The sequence below is a fragment of the Pseudomonas putida genome, assembly GCF_050989985.1.
Classification (GTDB): domain Bacteria; phylum Pseudomonadota; class Gammaproteobacteria; order Pseudomonadales; family Pseudomonadaceae; genus Aquipseudomonas; species Aquipseudomonas putida_AI.
Genome location: NZ_CP158815.1, coordinates 554,056 through 572,510 on the forward strand (window position 1 = coordinate 554,056; position 18,455 = coordinate 572,510).

Annotated in this window: 20 protein-coding genes; 13 read left to right on the top strand and 7 right to left on the bottom strand. The window is 59.5% G+C overall.

Annotated elements, in window-relative coordinates:
- Nucleotides 1–38: 38 nt before the first annotated feature.
- The 11 genes from ABTV29_RS02585 to ABTV29_RS02635 all read left to right on the top strand — a co-directional run bounded on the left by ABTV29_RS02585 (nt 39) and on the right by ABTV29_RS02635 (nt 11,311).
- On the top strand, nt 39–1,082 hold the full coding sequence (locus ABTV29_RS02585; protein ID WP_433768735.1) for an ABC transporter substrate-binding protein: 1,044 nt from the start codon (nt 39–41) through the stop codon (nt 1,080–1,082).
- Between the two features lie 185 nt (nt 1,083–1,267).
- Nucleotides 1,268–2,515 (top strand): ABC transporter permease, encoded by a 1,248-nt coding sequence (locus tag ABTV29_RS02590; RefSeq protein WP_433768736.1) that lies wholly within the window; start codon nt 1,268–1,270, stop codon nt 2,513–2,515.
- A gap of 12 nt (nt 2,516–2,527) precedes the next feature.
- The gene (locus ABTV29_RS02595) at nt 2,528–3,352 is read left to right on the top strand and encodes an ABC transporter permease (RefSeq protein ID WP_433768737.1); all 825 of its coding nucleotides are present in this window, start codon (nt 2,528–2,530) and stop codon (nt 3,350–3,352) included.
- Between the two features lie 230 nt (nt 3,353–3,582).
- Nucleotides 3,583–4,731 (top strand): iron-containing alcohol dehydrogenase, encoded by a 1,149-nt coding sequence (locus ABTV29_RS02600; RefSeq protein WP_433768738.1) that lies wholly within the window; start codon nt 3,583–3,585, stop codon nt 4,729–4,731.
- A 91-nt stretch (nt 4,732–4,822) separates the two neighbouring features.
- On the top strand, nt 4,823–5,497 hold the full coding sequence (gene rpe / locus ABTV29_RS02605; RefSeq protein WP_033044299.1) for a ribulose-phosphate 3-epimerase: 675 nt from the start codon (nt 4,823–4,825) through the stop codon (nt 5,495–5,497).
- Nucleotides 5,494–6,312 (top strand): phosphoglycolate phosphatase, encoded by an 819-nt coding sequence (locus tag ABTV29_RS02610; protein ID WP_433768739.1) that lies wholly within the window; start codon nt 5,494–5,496, stop codon nt 6,310–6,312. The genes rpe and ABTV29_RS02610 overlap by 4 nt, the downstream gene beginning before the upstream one ends.
- 70 nt (nt 6,313–6,382) lie before the next feature.
- Nucleotides 6,383–7,864, top strand: a complete 1,482-nt coding sequence (gene trpE / locus ABTV29_RS02615; protein ID WP_433768740.1) for an anthranilate synthase component I — start codon at nt 6,383–6,385, stop codon at nt 7,862–7,864.
- A gap of 114 nt (nt 7,865–7,978) precedes the next feature.
- Nucleotides 7,979–8,572 carry an aminodeoxychorismate/anthranilate synthase component II gene (locus ABTV29_RS02620; protein ID WP_433768741.1) on the top strand — a complete coding sequence of 198 codons (594 nt, stop codon included), beginning with the start codon at nt 7,979–7,981 and terminating at the stop codon, nt 8,570–8,572.
- Nucleotides 8,573–8,581: 9 nt separating this feature from the next.
- Nucleotides 8,582–9,631 (top strand): anthranilate phosphoribosyltransferase, encoded by a 1,050-nt coding sequence (gene trpD, locus ABTV29_RS02625; RefSeq protein WP_433768742.1) that lies wholly within the window; start codon nt 8,582–8,584, stop codon nt 9,629–9,631.
- Nucleotides 9,628–10,464, top strand: coding sequence for an indole-3-glycerol phosphate synthase TrpC (gene trpC, locus ABTV29_RS02630; protein WP_431757549.1), 837 nt, complete (start codon nt 9,628–9,630; stop codon nt 10,462–10,464). The genes trpD and trpC overlap by 4 nt, the downstream gene beginning before the upstream one ends.
- A 145-nt stretch (nt 10,465–10,609) precedes the next feature.
- Nucleotides 10,610–11,311: a lipoate--protein ligase family protein gene (locus ABTV29_RS02635; RefSeq protein WP_433768743.1), complete on the top strand. Its 702-nt coding sequence runs from the start codon at nt 10,610–10,612 to the stop codon at nt 11,309–11,311.
- 10 nt (nt 11,312–11,321) lie between these two features.
- On the opposite strand, the gene crp is transcribed toward ABTV29_RS02635, so the two are convergent.
- A complete protein-coding gene (crp, locus tag ABTV29_RS02640) occupies nt 11,322–11,966 on the bottom strand; it encodes a cAMP-activated global transcriptional regulator CRP (protein ID WP_110965151.1) in 645 nt (214 codons plus the stop codon).
- Nucleotides 11,967–12,196: 230 nt separating this feature from the next.
- On the opposite strand from crp, the gene ABTV29_RS02645 reads away from it, so the two are divergent.
- Together ABTV29_RS02645 and speD are read left to right on the top strand one after the other, a co-directional pair.
- Nucleotides 12,197–12,619 carry an OsmC family protein gene (locus ABTV29_RS02645; RefSeq protein ID WP_008061600.1) on the top strand — a complete coding sequence of 141 codons (423 nt, stop codon included), beginning with the start codon at nt 12,197–12,199 and terminating at the stop codon, nt 12,617–12,619.
- Between the two features lie 238 nt (nt 12,620–12,857).
- The gene (gene speD, locus ABTV29_RS02650; protein ID WP_433768744.1) at nt 12,858–13,652 is read left to right on the top strand and encodes an adenosylmethionine decarboxylase; all 795 of its coding nucleotides are present in this window, start codon (nt 12,858–12,860) and stop codon (nt 13,650–13,652) included.
- Nucleotides 13,653–13,769: 117 nt separating this feature from the next.
- Here speD and coq7 read toward each other — a convergent pair whose 3' ends face one another.
- The 6 genes from coq7 to hemJ form a co-directional block, all read right to left on the bottom strand.
- Entirely contained in the window at nt 13,770–14,417 is a 648-nt protein-coding gene (coq7, locus tag ABTV29_RS02655) for a 2-polyprenyl-3-methyl-6-methoxy-1,4-benzoquinone monooxygenase (RefSeq protein ID WP_433768745.1), read from the bottom strand.
- A gap of 198 nt (nt 14,418–14,615) precedes the next feature.
- Nucleotides 14,616–14,954 carry a histidine triad nucleotide-binding protein gene (locus ABTV29_RS02660; RefSeq protein ID WP_008027110.1) on the bottom strand — a complete coding sequence of 113 codons (339 nt, stop codon included), beginning with the start codon at nt 14,952–14,954 and terminating at the stop codon, nt 14,616–14,618.
- A gap of 80 nt (nt 14,955–15,034) precedes the next feature.
- On the bottom strand, nt 15,035–15,823 hold the full coding sequence (locus tag ABTV29_RS02665) for an SDR family NAD(P)-dependent oxidoreductase (RefSeq protein WP_433768746.1): 789 nt from the start codon (nt 15,821–15,823) through the stop codon (nt 15,035–15,037).
- Nucleotides 15,824–15,884: 61 nt separating this feature from the next.
- Nucleotides 15,885–16,841, bottom strand: coding sequence for a DUF805 domain-containing protein (locus tag ABTV29_RS02670; protein WP_433768747.1), 957 nt, complete (start codon nt 16,839–16,841; stop codon nt 15,885–15,887).
- 72 nt (nt 16,842–16,913) lie between these two features.
- Entirely contained in the window at nt 16,914–17,882 is a 969-nt protein-coding gene (locus tag ABTV29_RS02675; protein WP_433768748.1) for an NAD(P)H-dependent flavin oxidoreductase, read from the bottom strand.
- 34 nt (nt 17,883–17,916) lie between these two features.
- Nucleotides 17,917–18,348 (bottom strand): protoporphyrinogen oxidase HemJ, encoded by a 432-nt coding sequence (gene hemJ, locus ABTV29_RS02680; RefSeq protein ID WP_433768749.1) that lies wholly within the window; start codon nt 18,346–18,348, stop codon nt 17,917–17,919.
- Nucleotides 18,349–18,455 lie beyond the last annotated feature (107 nt).

The following is an 18,455-nucleotide window of genomic DNA, read 5'->3' on the forward strand; positions in this document are numbered from 1 at the left end:
TTCAACAACACAAACCCTGCACGTGGAGAGAACAATAAATGTTGAGATCCCTGAAATTCACCGCTCTGGCACTGGGCCTGATGGGGGCGGCGGGCGCAATGGCCGCAGGCCCGGACCTGACCGTGGTGTCCTTTGGCGGCGCAAACAAGGCTGCGCAAGTCAAAGCCTTCTATGCACCGTGGGAAGCGGCAGGCAACGGCAAGATCGTGGCGGGCGAATACAACGGTGAGATGGCCAAGGTCAAAGCCATGGTCGACACCAAGAGCGTGTCCTGGGACCTGGTAGAGGTTGAATCTCCAGAACTGTCCCGCGGTTGCGATGAAGACATGTTCGAGCAACTCGACCCTGCGCTGTTCGGCAAAAACGAAGACTACGTCAAGGGCGCCATCCAGCCATGTGGCGTGGGCTTCTTCGTGTGGTCGACCGTGTTGGCCTACAACGCCGACAAGCTGAAAACCGCACCGACCAGCTGGGCGGATTTCTGGGACGTCAAACAGTTCCCGGGCAAGCGTGGCCTGCGTAAAGGCGCCAAGTACACCCTGGAATTCGCACTGATGGCCGACGGCGTTGCGCCGAAAGACGTCTACAAAGTGCTGGCCGGCAAGGACGGTCAGGACCGCGCATTCAAGAAACTCGATGAACTCAAGCCAAACATCCAGTGGTGGGAAGCCGGCGCACAACCGCCGCAATACCTGGCCTCCGGTGACGTGGTCATGAGCTCGGCCTACAACGGCCGTATCGCTGCCGTGCAGAAAGAAAGCAACCTGAAAGTGGTATGGAACGGCGGCATCTACGACTTCGACGCATGGGCCATTCCAAAAGGTCTGGATAAAGCACGTGCTGACGCGGCGAAGAAATTCATCGCCTTCTCGGTGCAGCCGCAGCAGCAGAAGACCTACTCGGAAAACATCGCCTACGGCCCGGCCAATACCCAGGCTGTTCCGCTGCTGGCCAAGGATGTCCTGAAAGACATGCCGACCACCCCGGAAAACATCGCCAACCAGGTGCAGATCGACGTCAGCTTCTGGGCTGACAACGGCGAGCAACTGGAACAGCGCTTCAACGCCTGGGCTGCCAAGTAAGACCGCACCGCGGGCTTACGCTGTAGGAGCGAGCCTGCTCGCGAAGACGTCAGCACATTCAGCAACATTGTTGACTGACACTCTGTTTTCGCGAGCAAGCCCGCTCCCACATTAGGGTTGTGTGCATTAAACGATCGAGGTGGTTTCCCGCCTCTGCAATGATCAAAAGATTTCCGGAGTACGCCATGGCTATCGCCGTTCCCGTGAACGCGGGCACTGACCCCACCTTGAAGCAGCGGCTCAAGCACGCCGAGCGGGTCAACCGCTGGAAGGCCCAGGCCTTGATCGCGCCGCTGGTGCTGTTTCTGTTGCTGGTGTTCCTGGTGCCGATCGTGGCGCTGCTCTACAAAAGCGTAGGTAACCCGGAAGTGGTCGGCGGCATGCCGCGCACCGTGTCGGCCATCGCCAGCTGGGACGGCCGAGGCCTGCCCGCTGAACCGGTTTACAAGGCGGCGGCCGAAGACCTGGCCGACGCCCGCAAGAATCAGACCCTGGGTGATCTGTCCAAGCGCCTGAACATGGAACTGGCCGGATATCGCAGCCTGCTGACCAAAACCGCCCGTGCCTTGCCGCTCGCCACTGAGCCTGCCTCTTATAAAGAAGCGCTGGAAGGTCTCGACGAGCGCTGGGGTGATCCGGCCTACTGGCAGGCGGTGCGCCGCAACACCAGCAGCATCACCCCGTACTACCTGCTGGCCGCCGTCGATCACCGGATTGACGACCTCGGCGAACTGGCCCCGGCCACTCCGGACCAGGCGATCTACCTGGACATCTTCGCCCGCACCTTCTGGATGGGCCTGATCATTACCGTGATCTGCCTGGTGCTCGCCTACCCATTGGCTTACCTGCTGGCGAACCTGCCATCGCGGCAAAGCAACCTGCTGATGATTCTGGTGCTGTTGCCGTTCTGGACGTCGATCCTGGTGCGTGTCGCGGCGTGGATCGTGCTGTTGCAATCGGGTGGCCTGATCAACAGCGGCCTGATGGCCATGGGTATCATCGATAAACCGGTGGAGCTGGTGTTCAACCGCATCGGTGTCTACATCTCGATGGTGCACATCCTGCTGCCGTTCATGATCCTGCCGATCTACAGCGTGATGAAAGGCATCTCGCCGACCTACATGCGTGCGGCGATTTCCCTGGGCTGCCACCCGTTCGCCAGCTTCTGGCGGGTGTACTTCCCGCAGACCTATGCCGGTGTCGGCGCCGGTTGCCTGTTGGTGTTCATCCTCGCCATCGGCTACTACATCACCCCGGCGTTGCTGGGCAGCCCGAACGATCAGATGGTCAGCTACTTCGTCGCCTTCTACACCAACACCAGTATCAACTGGGGCATGGCGACCGCCCTTGGCGGCCTGCTGCTCCTGGCGACCGTGGTGCTTTATCTGATTTACAGCTGGCTGGTGGGCGCGAGCCGCCTGCGCCTGAGCTAAGGGGAGAATGAAATGCTGAGTCCTTATATGTCGCCCATTGAGCGGGTGTGGTTCTACAGCTTGCGGATTCTCTGCGGCCTGATTCTGTTGTTCCTGATTCTGCCGGTGCTGGTGATCATTCCGCTGTCGTTCAACTCCGGCAGTTTCCTGGTGTACCCGCTGCAGGGCTTCTCGCTGCAGTGGTACCACGACTTCTTCGCTTCGGCGGAGTGGATGCGGGCACTGAAGAACAGCATCATCGTCGCCCCGGCGGCGACCGTGCTGGCCATGGTCTTCGGCACATTGGCGGCGATTGGCCTGACCCGTGGCGACTTCCCGGGCAAGGCGCTGGTGATGGCGCTGGTGATTTCGCCGATGGTGGTGCCGGTAGTGATCATCGGTGTGGCCAGCTATCTGTTCTTTGCGCCTTTGGGCCTGGGCAACAGCTTCTTCTCGCTGATCGTGGTCCATGCGGTGTTGGGTGTGCCGTTCGTGATCATCACGGTGTCGGCGACCTTGCAGGGGTTCAACCACAATCTGGTGCGGGCGGCTGCGAGCCTCGGGGCTTCGCCGCTGGTGGCGTTCCGTCGGGTGACTTTGCCGTTGATTGCGCCTGGGGTGATTTCCGGTGCGTTGTTCGCTTTCGCTACATCGTTCGACGAAGTGGTGGTGACGCTGTTCCTTGCCGGTCCCGAGCAAGCAACCCTGCCACGGCAGATGTTCAGCGGCATCCGCGAAAACCTCAGCCCGACCATCGCCGCCGCCGCGACGCTGCTGATCGCCTTCTCGGTGTTCCTGCTGCTGACCCTGGAGTGGCTGCGTGGGCGCAGCGAAAAACTGCGTACCGCGCAGGCCTGAACCACACGCCGACCCATTGTAGGAGCGAGCCTGCTCGCGATGAACCTGAGAGCGACGCGGGCATCTAGAACGCCTGCGTCATCGTTGACGTCCATCGCGAGCATGCTCGCTCCTACAGGTGTTTTGTGTGGTGTTCGGGAGAGTGCTTCATTCACGACCTGAATACCAGCCAACCCAAAATCCCCAGCTACTCTTGTGCCCAGCTCCCACATCTATAAGAGGCTGCGCACATGAGTCTTTCCTCCTTCAAAATCGCTCACAAACTGATCACCGGTGCCGGGGCCATCGAGCAACTTGCCGCCGAGCTGACACGCCTGGATATCGACAATCCACTGATCGTCACCGATGCCGCGCTGGTCAAGTCCGGCACGGTCGAGCTGGCGCTGGCGCAGTTGGGGGGACGGACCTGCGAAATTTTCGACCGGGTGCTGCCCGACCCTGAAATCGCCATCGTCGAAGATTGCATGCGGGTTTATCGCGAAGGCGGGCATGACGGATTGATCGGCCTGGGGGGCGGCAGCGCCATCGACATCGCCAAAAGCGTGGCGGCGTACGCCGGATACCACGGCCAACTGGAGGATCTGTTCGGCATCGACCAGGTGCCGCGCAAGGGCCCGCCGCTGATCGCCATCCCGACCACGGCCGGCACCGGTTCGGAAGTGACCAACGTGGCGATACTGTCGGACAAGGTCGCGCAATTGAAGAAGGGCATCGTCAGCGACTACCTGTTGCCGGACGTGGCGCTGGTCAGCCCGCAGATGACCCTGACCTGCCCGCGCAGTGTCACTGCCGCCAGTGGCGTCGATGCGCTGGTGCATGCCATCGAGTCCTATCTGTCGGTCAATGCCTCGCCGATTACCGACGCGCTGGCCATTGGCGCGATCAAGTTGATCGCCAGGGCACTGCCCAAGGCCTACGCCAACCCGTCCAACCTGCAGGCCCGTGAAGACATGGCCACCGCCAGCCTGATGGCCGGTATGGCGTTCGGCAATGCGGGTGTGGGCGCGGTGCATGCGCTGGCGTATCCGCTGGGTGGGCGCTTCAACATTGCCCACGGCGTCAGCAATGCGCTGTTGCTGCCCTATGTCATGACCTGGAACAAGATGGCCTGCGTCGAACGCATGCAGGATATTGCCGAGGCCATGGGGATCAAGACCGCTCATCTGAGCGCCAATGACGCGGCCGATAAAGCCGTGGAGGCCATGCGCGAGTTGTGCGCCGCCGTGGAAATCCCCGCCGGGCTGCGTTGCTTTGGGGTTCCTGAGGATGCGATACCGGCGATGGCCGTGGAGGCTGCGGGGATCGAGCGGCTGATGCGCAACAATCCGCGCAAACTGAGCGCTGTCGATATCGAGAAGATCTATCGCGCGGCCTATTAGGCAAAGCCCAATCATCGCGGTCACGGTGCGCGCGTCAAAGCATGAGGTATACAATGCGCGCCATCGTGATTTGGCTCAAAAAAGGTGCGTCATGCAGCCCTTCGTAATTGCTCCGTCGATTCTCTCCGCCGACTTCGCCCGCCTGGGTGAGGAAGTGGACAATGTCCTGGCCGCCGGCGCCGACTTCGTGCACTTCGATGTCATGGACAACCATTACGTACCCAACCTGACCATCGGCCCGATGGTTTGCTCGGCGCTGCGCAAGTACGGCGTCACCGCGCCGATCGACGCGCACCTGATGGTCAGCCCGGTGGACCGCATCGTCGGCGACTTCATCGAAGCCGGCGCGACCTACATCACCTTCCACCCGGAAGCTACCCAGCACATCGACCGTTCCCTGCAACTGATCCGTGAAGGCGGCTGCAAGTCGGGCCTGGTGTTCAACCCGGCGACTCCGCTGGACGTGCTCAAGTACGTGATGGACAAGGTCGACATGATCCTGCTGATGAGCGTCAACCCGGGCTTTGGCGGGCAGAAGTTCATTCCCGGCACCCTCGACAAGCTGCGCGAGGCGCGGGCGTTGATCGACGCTTCCGGCCGTGACATCCGCCTGGAAATCGACGGCGGCGTGAATGTGAACAACATTCGTGAAATCGCAGCGGCGGGTGCCGACACCTTCGTCGCTGGCTCGGCGATCTTCAATGCACCGAACTACCAGGAAGTCATCGAGAAGATGCGCTCCGAACTGGCACTGGCTCGCCCATGAGTGGTTTCGAGCAGTTGTTCCCGGGCAGCCTGCCAAAGCTGGTGATGTTCGATCTGGATGGCACGCTGATCGATTCAGTCCCGGATCTCGCGGTGGCTGTGGATAACATGCTGCTCAAACTCGGTCGCCAACCTGCCGGCATCGAATCGGTGCGCGAGTGGGTTGGCAACGGTGCGCCGGTACTGGTGCGTCGTGCGCTGGCCGGTGGCCTTGACCATTCGGCGGTCGACGATGCCGAAGCTGAAAGCGCGCTGGAAATCTTCATGCAGGCCTACGGCGAAAGCCATGAGCTGACCGTGGTCTACCCGGGCGTGCGCGACACCCTGAAATGGCTGCACAAGCAGGGCGTTGAAATGGCGCTGATCACCAACAAGCCGGAGCGCTTCGTCGCGCCGCTGCTGGATCAGATGAAAATCGGCCGTTATTTCCGCCTGATCATCGGCGGCGACACCCTGCCGCAGAAAAAACCGGACCCGGCCGCGCTGTTTTTCGTGATGAAAATGACCAACATCCCGGCCTCGCAATCGTTATTTGTCGGCGATTCGCGCAGTGATGTGCTGGCGGCGAAAGCCGCCGGGGTCAAGTGCGTGGCCTTGAGCTACGGCTACAACCATGGCCGGCCGATTGCCGAAGAGTCGCCGGCATTGGTCATCGACGATCTGCGCAAGCTAATTCCCGGTTGCCTGGACCCGGCCGCTGAGATAACGTTGGCCGACGCTGTTCAACCCCCTTCTGGAAACGCCATCGTGGTGGTCACTCGCAAACTCTGGATGAAAGTCATCAAGGCCCTGGCCCGTTGGCGTTGGCGCGCCTGACTTTTACCTGGCCGGTCATCCGGCGCGTTTGCATACCTGACTGTTAGCTCCTCAAGCCACGAGGCACATCATGATCCGCGAAGAATTCCTGCGTTTGGCCGCTGCCGGCTATAACCGCATCCCGCTTGCCTGCGAAACCCTGGCCGACTTCGACACGCCGCTGTCGATCTACCTGAAACTGGCCGACGAACCCAATTCCTATCTGCTCGAATCGGTGCAGGGCGGCGAAAAATGGGGTCGTTACTCGATCATCGGCCTGCCGTGCCGCACTGTGCTGCGGGTTCACGATCACCACGTCAGCGTGACTGTCGATGGTGTCGAGACCGAAAGCCATGACGTGGAAGACCCGCTGGCGTTCGTCGAAACCTTCAAGGCCCGCTACAACGTGCCGACCATCCCTGGCCTGCCACGCTTCAACGGCGGTCTGGTGGGTTACTTCGGCTACGACTGCGTGCGTTATGTGGAGAAGCGCCTGGGCAAGTGCCCGAATCCGGATCCACTGGGCGTGCCGGACATCCTGCTGATGGTGTCCGATGCGGTCGTCGTGTTCGACAACCTCGCCGGCAAGATGCACGCGATTGTCCTGGCCGACCCGGCCCAGGAAGACGCTTTTGAGCAAGGTCGCGCGCGTCTGGAAGAGCTGCTGGAGAAACTCCGTCAGCCGATCACTCCGCGCCGAGGCCTGGATTTCAGCAAGCAGCAATCGGCTGATCCGGTGTTCCGTTCCAGCTTCACCCAGGACGATTACGAAAAAGCCGTCGATACCATCAAGGAGTACATCCTGGCCGGTGACTGCATGCAGGTCGTGCCGTCCCAGCGCATGTCGATCGACTTCAAGGCCGCTCCCATCGATCTGTACCGCGCGTTGCGCTGCTTCAACCCGACGCCGTACATGTACTTCTTCAATTTCGGCGATTTCCACGTCGTCGGCAGTTCGCCGGAAGTGCTGGTGCGGGTCGAAGACAATCTGATTACCGTGCGCCCGATTGCAGGCACTCGCCCGCGCGGAGCCAACGAAGAGGCTGATCTGGCGCTGGAAAAAGACCTGCTGTCGGATGCCAAGGAAATAGCCGAGCACCTGATGCTGATCGACCTGGGTCGCAACGACACCGGCCGTGTGTCGGAAGTCGGCTCGGTGAAGCTCACCGAAAAAATGGTCATCGAGCGTTATTCCAACGTGATGCATATCGTGTCCAACGTCACCGGCCAATTGAAGGCCGGCCTGACAGCGATGGATGCGCTGCGGGCAATTCTGCCGGCGGGCACCTTGTCCGGTGCGCCGAAGATCCGAGCGATGGAAATCATCGACGAACTGGAGCCGGTCAAGCGCGGTGTCTACGGCGGCGCCGTCGGCTACTTCGCCTGGAACGGCAACATGGACACCGCCATCGCGATCCGCACGGCGGTGATCAAGAATGGCGAACTGCACGTACAGGCCGGTGGCGGCATCGTCGCCGACTCGGTGCCGGCGCTGGAATGGGAAGAGACCCTGAACAAGCGCCGCGCGATGTTCCGTGCCGTGGCCTTGGCTGAACAAACTCCGCAGGGCTGACCAATGAGCGTTGCCCGTCTGCCGGCCGCCTTGAACGATCAAGCGCTGGACGCGGCGGGCCACTCATTCGAAGGCCGTATTAGTAGTCAGTGAATTCTAGAGGTTCTGAACGCCATGTTGCTGATGATCGATAACTACGACTCTTTTACCTACAACGTTGTGCAATACCTTGGTGAGCTGGGCTCCGAGGTCAAAGTGGTGCGCAACGATGAACTCACCATTGCCGAAATCGAAGCCCTCAACCCTGAGCGCATTGTCGTTTCCCCTGGCCCTTGCACCCCGACTGAAGCCGGTGTCTCGATCGACGTGATCAAGCACTTTGGTGGCAAACTGCCGATTCTCGGTGTCTGCCTTGGCCACCAGTCCATCGGCCAGGCCTTCGGTGGCGATGTGGTCCGCGCCCGCCAGGTCATGCACGGCAAGACCAGCCCGGTGTTCCACGAAGACAAGGGCGTCTTCGAGGGGCTGAACAATCCGTTGACGGTTACCCGCTATCATTCATTGATCGTCAAGCGCGAAACCTTGCCTGACTGCCTGGAGTTGACCGCCTGGACCCAGCTCGAAGACGGTTCGATTGACGAGATCATGGGCCTGCGTCACAAAACCCTGAACATCGAAGGCGTGCAGTTCCACCCCGAGTCGATCCTGACCGAGCAGGGCCACGAACTGTTCGCCAACTTCCTCAAACAAACCGGCGGCACGCGCTAAGGACCTTTCATGAATATCAAGACAGCCTTGAGCCGTATCGTCGACCAACTCGACCTCAGCACCGAAGAAATGCGCGATGTGATGCGCGAAATCATGACCGGGCAGTGCACGGACGCGCAGATTGGCGCGTTCATGATGGCCATGCGCATGAAGAGCGAAAGCATCGATGAAATCGTCGGCGCGGTATCGGTGATGCGTGAGCTGGCGGACAAAGTCGAACTCAAGACCCTCGACGGCGTTGTCGATGTGGTGGGCACCGGCGGTGACGGTGCCAATATTTTCAACGTGTCGACCGCTTCTGCCTTTGTGGTTTCGGCGGCCGGCTGCACCGTGGCCAAGCATGGCAACCGTGCCGTATCGGGCAAGAGTGGCAGTGCCGACTTGCTGGAAGCGGCCGGCATCTATCTCAACCTGACTCCGGTACAAGTGGCGCGCTGTATCGATAACGTCGGTATCGGTTTCATGTTCGCCCAGACCCACCACAGTGCCATGAAGCACGCTGCCGGCCCGCGCAAGGATCTGGGGCTGCGTACCTTGTTCAACATGCTCGGCCCGCTTACGAATCCGGCCGGTGTGAAACATCAGGTGGTGGGCGTGTTCACCCAGGCGTTGTGCCGGCCACTGGCCGAAGTGCTGCAGCGTCTGGGCAGCAAGCATGTGCTGGTGGTGCATTCCAAGGATGGCCTGGACGAGTTCAGCCTGGCCGCGCCGACCTACGTGGCGGAGCTGAAAAACGACCAGATCACCGAATACTGGGTCGAGCCGGAAGACCTGGGCATGAAAAGCCAGAGCCTGCATGGTCTGGCGGTAGAAAGCCCGGCGGCTTCCCTTGAACTGATTCGCGATGCATTGGGCAAGCGCAAAACCGAGAACGGTCAGAAAGCAGCCGAAATGATCATGCTCAATGCCGGTGCCGCGTTGTACGCCGCTGATCACGCCAGCAGTCTCAAAGAGGGCGTTGCCCTGGCGCACGATGCGCTGCACACAGGTCTGGCTCGGGAGAAGCTCGAGGAACTGGGCGCATTTACCGCGGTATTCAAAGTGGAGAATGAGGGATGAGTGTACCGACGGTTCTGGAAAAAATTCTGGCGCGCAAGGTCGAGGAAGTTGCCGAGCGTAGCGCTCGAGTAAGCCTGGCCGAGCTGGAAAATCTGGCCAAGGCGGCCGATGCACCCCGCGGTTTTGCCAAGGCGTTGCTGGCTCAGGCCAAGCTGAAACAGCCGGCTGTCATTGCCGAGATCAAGAAAGCATCGCCGAGCAAAGGCGTGATCCGCGAGAACTTCGTTCCTGCCGATATCGCCAAAAGCTACGAGAAGGGTGGGGCTACCTGTCTTTCGGTGCTGACCGATATCGATTACTTCCAGGGCGCCGATGCTTATCTGCAACAAGCTCGCGCGGCCTGCAAACTGCCGGTGATCCGCAAGGACTTCATGATCGATCCGTACCAGATCGTCGAAGCCCGTGCGCTGGGCGCCGATTGCGTGCTGTTGATCGTTTCCGCTCTGGATGACGTGAAAATGGCCGAACTGGCCTCCGTGGCCAAAGGCGTCGGTCTTGATGTGCTGGTGGAAGTCCACGATGGTGACGAGCTGGAGCGGGCCCTGAAAACCCTCGACACGCCATTGGTTGGTATAAACAACCGCAACCTGCACACCTTCGATGTCAGCCTGGAAACCACCCTCGACCTGTTGCCACGCATTCCTCGCGATCGTCTGGTGATCACCGAAAGCGGCATTCTCAATCGTGCAGATGTCGAACTGATGGAAATCAGCGACGTTTACGCGTTCCTGGTGGGTGAAGCGTTCATGCGTGCCGAGAGCCCGGGTACCGAGTTGCAGCGGTTGTTCTTCCCCGAGCGTGGCGTTCCTGTCAGCGGCTCGACCCTCGACTGATCAATCGTGGATTGAGTCGACCCGATCGCGAGCAAGCTCGCTCCCACATTGGATCTCTGGTGTTAGCCTGAAACCTGTGGGAGCGAGCCTGCTCGCGATGACAACATAAGATGCACCACAGACAACCCGTCCTATGGAAAGCCTTATGACCTCACCCATCTCCCTGACCATCGAAGCCGGCCTGCAAGCCGAACAGGATTTGCTGGCGTCGGTCTGTGCCGGCAACGCTGAATTCGGCCTGCTGTTCTGGCAGCCAAGCGATCGGGCACTGGTCATGCCGCGCCGTTTGAATCGCCTGTCCGGTTTTGATCACGCTTGTGAAATCTCCGCCGCTGCCGGCTGGCCTGTGCTGTTGCGCGAAACCGGTGGCGAACCGGTGCCGCAATCGGCGTCGACGATCAATATCGCCCTGGTTTACGCACCGCCACGCAGCGAAGGTGACTTGAACCGCATTGAGTCCGGATACCGGCGTTTGTGCGATCCGATCTGTGATCTGCTGGATGAGCTGGGTGGGACTTCGTCGCTGGGTGAAATCGACGGGGCGTTTTGCGATGGCCGTTTTAACGTCAATCTCGATGGGCGCAAGATGGTCGGCACTGCCCAGCGCTGGCGCCAGAGTCAGGGCGGTCAGCGCCCGGTAGGGCTGGTGCACGGTGCAATGCTGGTGGACAACGAGCGTGAATCGATGGTCGCAGCGGTCAATCGTTTCAACGAGGCATGCGGTCTGGAGCAGCGGGTGCGTGCCGAAAGCCACATCGCCCTGCACGAGAAGTTCACGGCGCCAGAAGCTCTGGCACGACTCGATGAACTTTATCGACTGATGCTGGCGCAGATGTTCAGCGGCTAGGTTTGCGAGCTCATCGCGTACCGAACACCACCATGGTCTTGCCCTTGACGTCCACCAGGTTGCGTTCCTCCAGATCCTTGAGCACGCGACCGACCATCTCCCGCGAACACCCGACAATCCGGCCGATTTCCTGGCGCGTCACCTTGATCTGCATGCCGTCGGGGTGAGTCATTGCGTCGGGCTGCTTGCACAGTTCCAGCAAGCAGCGAGCAACTCGGCCCGTTACGTCGAAAAAGGCCAGGTCACCCACCTTGCGAGTGGTATTGCGCAGGCGCTGTGCAATTTGTCCGCTCAAAACGTAAAGAATGTCGGGATCCTGCTGCGACAGTTCGCGGAATTTCGCATAGCTGATTTCCGCGACTTCACATTCGACCTTGGCGCGCACCCAGGCGCTGCGTTCCTGCTCCAGGCCTGCCTGTTCAAACAGACCCAGCTCACCGAAGAAGTCGCCGGCATTGAGGTAGGCGATGATCATTTCCCGTCCGTCGTCATCCTCAATCAGGATCGTGACCGAACCTTTGAGGATGAAGAACAGCGTTTCGGCGCGGTCGCCGGCACAAATGATGTTGCTCTTGGCCTGATAGCGGCGGCGCTGGCAATGCATCAATAGCTTGTCGAGATTCTTGATCTTGGGTGTGGGGGTAATAGCAACCATGGTTGTATCCCGAAAAAACTGCACGGTGTGTTTGGTTTTTTTATGAGTTGTGGAGGCTGCGGCAAAGTTGGCAATGCGTCAGCGAATTGGCGTCAGCTTAACAGACACTTCCGGCAATATTCGAGAAATTACCTACAAGGCCGGAGCTTATGTCCTAGGAAGCCGGGCACTGTCAATCACGGGGCCTGTGCTAAGCTGGCGACCCTTTTTTATACAGTGGAGTCTTGGCGATGAAGGCACGCATCCAATGGGCTGGCGAAGCCATGTTCCTCGGCGAATCCGGCAGCGGTCATGTCGTGGTCATGGACGGTCCGCCCGATGCCGGCGGTCGTAACCTGGGTGTCCGGCCGATGGAAATGCTCCTGCTGGGGGTTGGCGGTTGCAGCAATTTCGACGTGGTCAGCATTCTCAAGAAGTCGCGCCAGGCGGTCGAAAGCTGCGAAGCTTTCCTCGAAGCCGAGCGTGCAACCGAGGATCCGAAAGTCTTCACCAAGATCCACATGCACTTCGTGGTCAAGGGCCGCGGGCTGAAAGAAGCCCAGGTCAAGCGCGCCATCGAGCTGTCCGCCGAAAAGTATTGCTCGGCGTCGATCATGCTGGGCGCCGCGGGTGTCGAGATCACCCACGACTACGAAATCATCGAGCTCGGTTGAACCGACATTCAACTATCATAAAAGCAGTGCAGACTCTGGCGATCCCCTGCTGACGTCTGCATAATGCGCCACTTTTTTCAGGGTAGTGGCCCGTCAGCCGACAGGCCGCGCATCCGAACAGACAACCAAAATCGCCATCGCGAAGAGGTGTTAACCGTCCTACGCAGGTGCGTCGTTCGCATCTGACGGGCATGCTTGATCACGCGGCCGGGCCGCAATACATAGAGAGTTTTTAACGGTGAAAAGCAAACTCAAGCTCCACGGGTTCAATAACCTGACAAAGACCTTGAGCTTCAACATCTATGACATCTGCTACGCGGAAACCCCGCAAGACCAACAGGCTTACGTCGAGTACATCAATAAAGAGTACAACGCCAAGCGCCTGACGCAGATCCTCACGGAAGTTGTCGATATCATTGGTGCCAACATCCTGAACATTGCCAGTCAGGACTACGAGCCGCAGGGCGCCAGCGTCACGATTCTGATTTCTGAAGAGCCGGTCACGCCGACGGAAAGCCAGATCGAAGAATCCCCGGGTCCATTGCCCGAAATCATCCTGGCCCACCTCGACAAGAGCCACATTACGGTGCACACCTACCCGGAAATCCATCCGGACGACGGTATTGCCACCTTCCGTGTGGATATCGACGTGTCGACGTGCGGGGTCATTTCACCGCTCAAAGCGCTCAACTTCCTGATTCATCAGTTCGATTCGGACATCGTGACCGTGGACTATCGCGTGCGCGGCTTTACCCGTGACGTTGAAGGCAAGAAACACTTCATCGACCACGAGATCAATTCGATCCAGAACTATCTCTCCGAAGACACCCGCGACGCGTACCAGATGACCGACGTGAACGTGTATCAGGAAAACCTGTTCCACACCAAAATGCTGCTGAAGAACTTCGAACTGGATAACTACCTGTTCGGCGACGCCACCAGCAACCTGTCGACCGAGCAACGTACTCAGGTGACCGAGCGTGTGAAACACGAAATGCTCGAGATCTTCTACGCTCGCAACATGTCGAACTAAGATCTTCGAACACAAAAAAGGCGACTCCCTCACGGCAGTCGCCTTTTTCATTTCTATCGCAGTCCCCTTGCGGGAGCGAGCCTGCTCGCGATAGCGGTTTGCTGAACGACGCTGATATCAGATCCGATACGTACTCTTGGTCATCACCTTGGCCATCAAGCTCATCCCGAACTTCACCGGTGCCGGAAAGCGGAAACCGCCAGCCTCCAGTGCGCTTTCGGCATGCTGCTCTTCATCGATGCGCATCTGTTCCAGGATCGCCCGGGACTTTTCATCTTCCACCGGCAGTTGCTCAAGGTGCTCGTTCAAGTGCTTGCACACCTGATCTTCCGTCGCTGCGACGAAACCCAGGCTGACCTTGTCGCTGATCAGTCCTGCGACTGCGCCAATCCCGAAAGACATGCCATAGAACAGCGGATTGAGAATGCTGGTGTGGCTACCCAGTTGGTGAATGCGTTGCTCGCACCAGACCAGATGATCGATTTCTTCTTCGGCGGCATGTTCCATTGCAGCCCGCACCTGCGGCAGCTTGGCGGTAAGGGCCTGTCCCTGGTACAGCGCCTGAGCGCAGACTTCACCGGTATGGTTGATGCGCATCAACCCGGCCACGTGGCGGGTATCTTCGTCGCTCATTTTGGCGTCCGGCTGCACGATGGCCGGGGATGGACGGTACGGCTGACCGCTGGAAGGCAGCAAGGTCCGCATCGCGGCATCGGCTTGTAGCAGAAGGCGGTCGATTGGCGAGTAGTGACGTTGGGTAGTCATGCTGACCTCCGGAGGAATCTCGGCGGCCAGTTTAACCCAATCGGCCGGGGAAGGTTTGCCTTGGGTCATTGTGTAGCGGGGATGTTTCCGTTTGATTGAGCTTGCTTGCGATGAACTTGAGAGCAGCGCGTGCAGTCAGGAAGCGCGCGTTATCCTTAACGTCCATCGCGAGCATGCTCGCTACCGAGTTCTGAGCAATCAGCCCGGTGGCCAGTGCATCTGACGCTGCCCAAGCACGTGCATATGAATGTGATAGACGGTCTGGCCGCCTTCTTCATTGCAGTTCATCACCACGCGAAAGCCTTTTTCACAGCCCAATTCCAGGGCCAGGCGTTGTGCAGTGAACAGAATGTGTCCCGCCAGTGCCTTGTCGTCTTCGGTCAGGTCGTTCAAGGTGCGCACCGGTTTTTTTGGAATCACCAGAAAATGCACCGGTGCCTGTGGGGCGATGTCGTGGAAGGCCAGTACCTGGTCGTCCTCGTAAATGATCTTCGCCGGGATTTCCCGGTTGATGATCTTGGTGAACAGAGTATCCACAGCTGTTTTCTCCGTTGTTTGGGCTGGCCTGAGTGTACCCACAGGGACTACACCAGCCCAGTGTTTTGCCGTAAGACAATTCAGCGTGGGCAGTAGGCTTTGTTTACCATGCCGACGATTGTCCGGATCAGCCAGCGTGAGCCGAAGCGGGGCAGGGCGGCAAACCAGCGGTTGCGACGCCCGGGAATAATGATTGCGCGATTCTTGTCCAGCGCCCGAACGGTATAGAGCGCGACTTCTTCGGGGCTCATCAGCAGTTTGCTGTCGGCCAGTTTGTCTGCGTTCAACTGCGCTTTGCGGAAAAAACCGGTACGGGTGGGGCCGGGGCACAGCACCGAAACCTTGACCGCACATTTTTTCAGTTCGACGCGCAAGCCCTCGGAAAAGTGCAGCACATACGCCTTGCTCGCGTAATAGGTGCTCATCCAGGGCCCGGGGTGGAAGGCCGCAACCGAAGCGACGTTCAAAATCTGCCCGCCGCCCTGCAGCGCCATGCTGTTGCCGATGGCGTGACACAAGCGAGTGAGTGCCAGGATGTTCACTTCGATCAGGTCTTGCTCGGTCATCCAGTCCTGGGCCAGGAATGGTCCGCAGGTACCGATCCCGGCGCAATTCACCAGCAAGTCGATCTGCCGGTCGCCTTCTTCCAGTTCCAGCAGAAAGCCGGACAGGCGCAAGGGTTCGCCCAGGTCGCAGGCGCGGAACAACACTTCCACACCAAAACGTTGGGTCAGTTCAATCGCAATACTTTCCAGCTGATCACGCTGTCGGGCCACCAGTATCAGGCTGCGGCCACGCCGGGCCAGCGCCTCGGCCATCGCCAGGCCAATGCCGCTGGAAGCGCCGGTGATCAGAGCGTAACGGGTCATGCAGTTCTCCATCGCAACAGCTCCGCGCTGCACCGCAGGTGTCACGGGCAGGGAGCGCTGTTCATTCTTGCGCAGAGTCTACAGGTGGCTGGGCTTGTTCGGCTGCATCATCGGCTGAATTTGCCGGGGATTGGGTTTCCACTTCGATTTCTTCGGTGGTCACAGGAGCGCTCTGATAGCTGCTTTCCAGATCGCTTTCGTATTCCTGCTGGATCGCGGATATCCCGCCCATCATTGCGCCGACGAATACCAGGCCGATGAGCACGACCCATAGTGAACACAGCACTTTGACTGCTGTGGTGTTGGGCGGGGGAGGCGGGCCGTAACGGTTGGCGCCGGTGTTGCCGGGCACGACCATAATCACCAGCGGGAAGAAACTGCCCACGAAGGGGACGAAATTCAATAGCCAGAGCCAACCCGACCAGCCAATGTCGTGCAGGCGCTGTACGGTGAACAAGATGCTGACAACAACGAACGCGAGAAACAGGAAAAACGCAAAAATGCCGCCGATGATCAGGCCGGTGGTCGAATCGCTGCTGACCAGTCCGAGGCCGATGAGTGCGAATATGCCAACAATTGGCAGCGTCACCAGACTCAGGACCAGGGTCCAAGCCAGGAAACGCAGACGGCCGATCCGTCCTTCAACGCTGAACGGCTTGAGTGTGGCGAACGCTGCCAACTGCTCGCCGACATCGGCCCGTGGCGGGGCGTAGGGTGATTCGGGTTCTGCCGGGCCAGTCTGGGGCGAGGAGTGGTGAGCGTCGGACAGGTTGAGCTCGATCAAGGTTACTGGCTCGATTCGGGCATCGATACCGGCGTTCTTCAGAGCCTGGAGGTAAGCCTGTGCATCGGACTGTGTCAGGTCGCGCTTGAGTATCACCGCGTGACCATTGAACAGCCGCTCGACGGCAGCGACATCGCTCTTGTAGAGCGCGGCGACGTTGAGTTTGGCGGTATTGATATCAACACCCGGCAAGAGCGTGCCGTCGAATACGATGTTGAAACGGTTGTCACTCATTGCCCAGGCATCCTTGTCGCGAGTTTTCATCCATGGAGTGTAGGGCCAGCCGGAACGGCCGGCCCGATTCTTTCAGCGTGGCCAGCGCTGCCGAAGTTGTGCGGCCTGTTCCAGGGCTGTGCGGTATTCGCTGTCGAGACGTGCGACCAGCTCCTCGATACTCGGCAAATCATCGATTTCACCGACGCCCTGACCGGCGGACCACACGGTTTTCCAGGCCTTGGCTTCGTCACTCAGCGGTTTGAGCTTGGAGCCGAAGTTGACCTCACCTTTGTTTTGCAGCGCCAGCATGTCGAAACCGGCGGCTTCCAGGCTCTGGCGCATGAAACTGGCGGGAACGCCCGACACGGCTGGAGTGTGGATGATGTCCGCGGCCTTGGAGCTGAGCAGCATTTCTTTATAGGCTTCGGGCGCATGGCTTTCGGCGGTGCCGATAAAACGCGTGCCGAAGTAGGCAAGGTCCGCACCGAGCAGTTGGGCCGCGAGAATTTCGTGGCCGTGGTTCAGACACCCGGCCAGCAGCAGCGTCTTGTCGAAGAACTGGCGGATCTCGGCGATGAGCGAGAACGGGCTCCAGGTCCCCGCATGCCCGCCCGCACCCGCGGCGACGGCGATCAAACCATCCACTCCGGCCTCGGCGGCTTTCTCGGCATGGCGGCGGGTCGTCACGTCGTGGAACACCAGGCCGCCGTAACTGTGGACGGCATCGACCACTTCTTTCACGGCACCCAGGCTGGTGATCACGATTGGCACTTTGTGTTCGATGCAGATAGCAAGGTCCGCCTGCAGTCGCGGATTACTATTGTGGACAATCAAGTTCACCGCGTACGGCGCCGGATTCTCCAGTGTCGCCAGTCCGGCTTCGATTTCTTCCAGCCATGCCTTGAAACCGCTGCTCTCGCGCTGATTGAGCGCAGGAAAGCTGCCCACCACGCCATTGCGGCAGCAGGCGAGGACCAACTGCGGGTTGGAGATCAGAAACATCGGCGCAGCTACCACGGGCAGGCGCAAGCGTTGATCGAGCAAAGCGGGTAGCGACATTGGAATACCCCGGGGTGAGTGATGACTGTTGGGTTTAGAACGGCCGGACGACGACCAGAATTACGATAGCCAGCAATATCAGAACCGGTACTTCATTGAACCAGCGATAAAAGACATGGCTGCGGGTGTTCTCGCCACGGGCAAAACGCTTCACCTGGGCACCGCACATGTGGTGGTAACCAATCAGCAAAACGACCAGGGTCAGCTTGGCATGCATCCAGCCACCCTGGCTGAAATAGGCGCCGGGGTTGAGGCTGATCAGCCAGCCACCGAAGATCAGGGTTGCGATCATCGCCGGGCCCATGATGCCGCGATACAGCTTGCGCTCCATGACACTGAAGCGTTCCTTGCTGATCGTATCCTCGCTTTGTGCGTGATAAACGAACAGGCGCGGCAGATAAAACAGACCGGCAAACCAGCATACGACGCTGATGATGTGAAAAGCTTTGAGCCATAGATAAAGCATTTTTGGTTATTCCCAGGTTCACGGTAGCCGGGATAGTAGAGGCTTGAGCGTCCGCACGTCACCTTGCCGGTTGTCGCAGGCGCGCGCGGCCCCTATTATCGACGGCT

Coding starts and splice junctions, on each gene's coding strand:
- ABTV29_RS02585 (WP_433768735.1), top strand. CDS start 39: ATGTTGAGATCCCTGAAATTCACCGCTCTGGCACTGGGCCTGATGGGG.
- ABTV29_RS02590 (WP_433768736.1), top strand. CDS start 1,268: ATGGCTATCGCCGTTCCCGTGAACGCGGGCACTGACCCCACCTTGAAG.
- ABTV29_RS02595 (WP_433768737.1), top strand. CDS start 2,528: ATGCTGAGTCCTTATATGTCGCCCATTGAGCGGGTGTGGTTCTACAGC.
- ABTV29_RS02600 (WP_433768738.1), top strand. CDS start 3,583: ATGAGTCTTTCCTCCTTCAAAATCGCTCACAAACTGATCACCGGTGCC.
- rpe (WP_033044299.1), top strand. CDS start 4,823: ATGCAGCCCTTCGTAATTGCTCCGTCGATTCTCTCCGCCGACTTCGCC.
- ABTV29_RS02610 (WP_433768739.1), top strand. CDS start 5,494: ATGAGTGGTTTCGAGCAGTTGTTCCCGGGCAGCCTGCCAAAGCTGGTG.
- trpE (WP_433768740.1), top strand. CDS start 6,383: ATGATCCGCGAAGAATTCCTGCGTTTGGCCGCTGCCGGCTATAACCGC.
- ABTV29_RS02620 (WP_433768741.1), top strand. CDS start 7,979: ATGTTGCTGATGATCGATAACTACGACTCTTTTACCTACAACGTTGTG.
- trpD (WP_433768742.1), top strand. CDS start 8,582: ATGAATATCAAGACAGCCTTGAGCCGTATCGTCGACCAACTCGACCTC.
- trpC (WP_431757549.1), top strand. CDS start 9,628: ATGAGTGTACCGACGGTTCTGGAAAAAATTCTGGCGCGCAAGGTCGAG.
- ABTV29_RS02635 (WP_433768743.1), top strand. CDS start 10,610: ATGACCTCACCCATCTCCCTGACCATCGAAGCCGGCCTGCAAGCCGAA.
- crp (WP_110965151.1), bottom strand. CDS start 11,966: ATGGTTGCTATTACCCCCACACCCAAGATCAAGAATCTCGACAAGCTA.
- ABTV29_RS02645 (WP_008061600.1), top strand. CDS start 12,197: ATGAAGGCACGCATCCAATGGGCTGGCGAAGCCATGTTCCTCGGCGAA.
- coq7 (WP_433768745.1), bottom strand. CDS start 14,417: ATGACTACCCAACGTCACTACTCGCCAATCGACCGCCTTCTGCTACAA.
- ABTV29_RS02665 (WP_433768746.1), bottom strand. CDS start 15,823: ATGACCCGTTACGCTCTGATCACCGGCGCTTCCAGCGGCATTGGCCTG.
- ABTV29_RS02670 (WP_433768747.1), bottom strand. CDS start 16,841: ATGAGTGACAACCGTTTCAACATCGTATTCGACGGCACGCTCTTGCCG.
- ABTV29_RS02675 (WP_433768748.1), bottom strand. CDS start 17,882: ATGTCGCTACCCGCTTTGCTCGATCAACGCTTGCGCCTGCCCGTGGTA.
- hemJ (WP_433768749.1), bottom strand. CDS start 18,348: ATGCTTTATCTATGGCTCAAAGCTTTTCACATCATCAGCGTCGTATGC.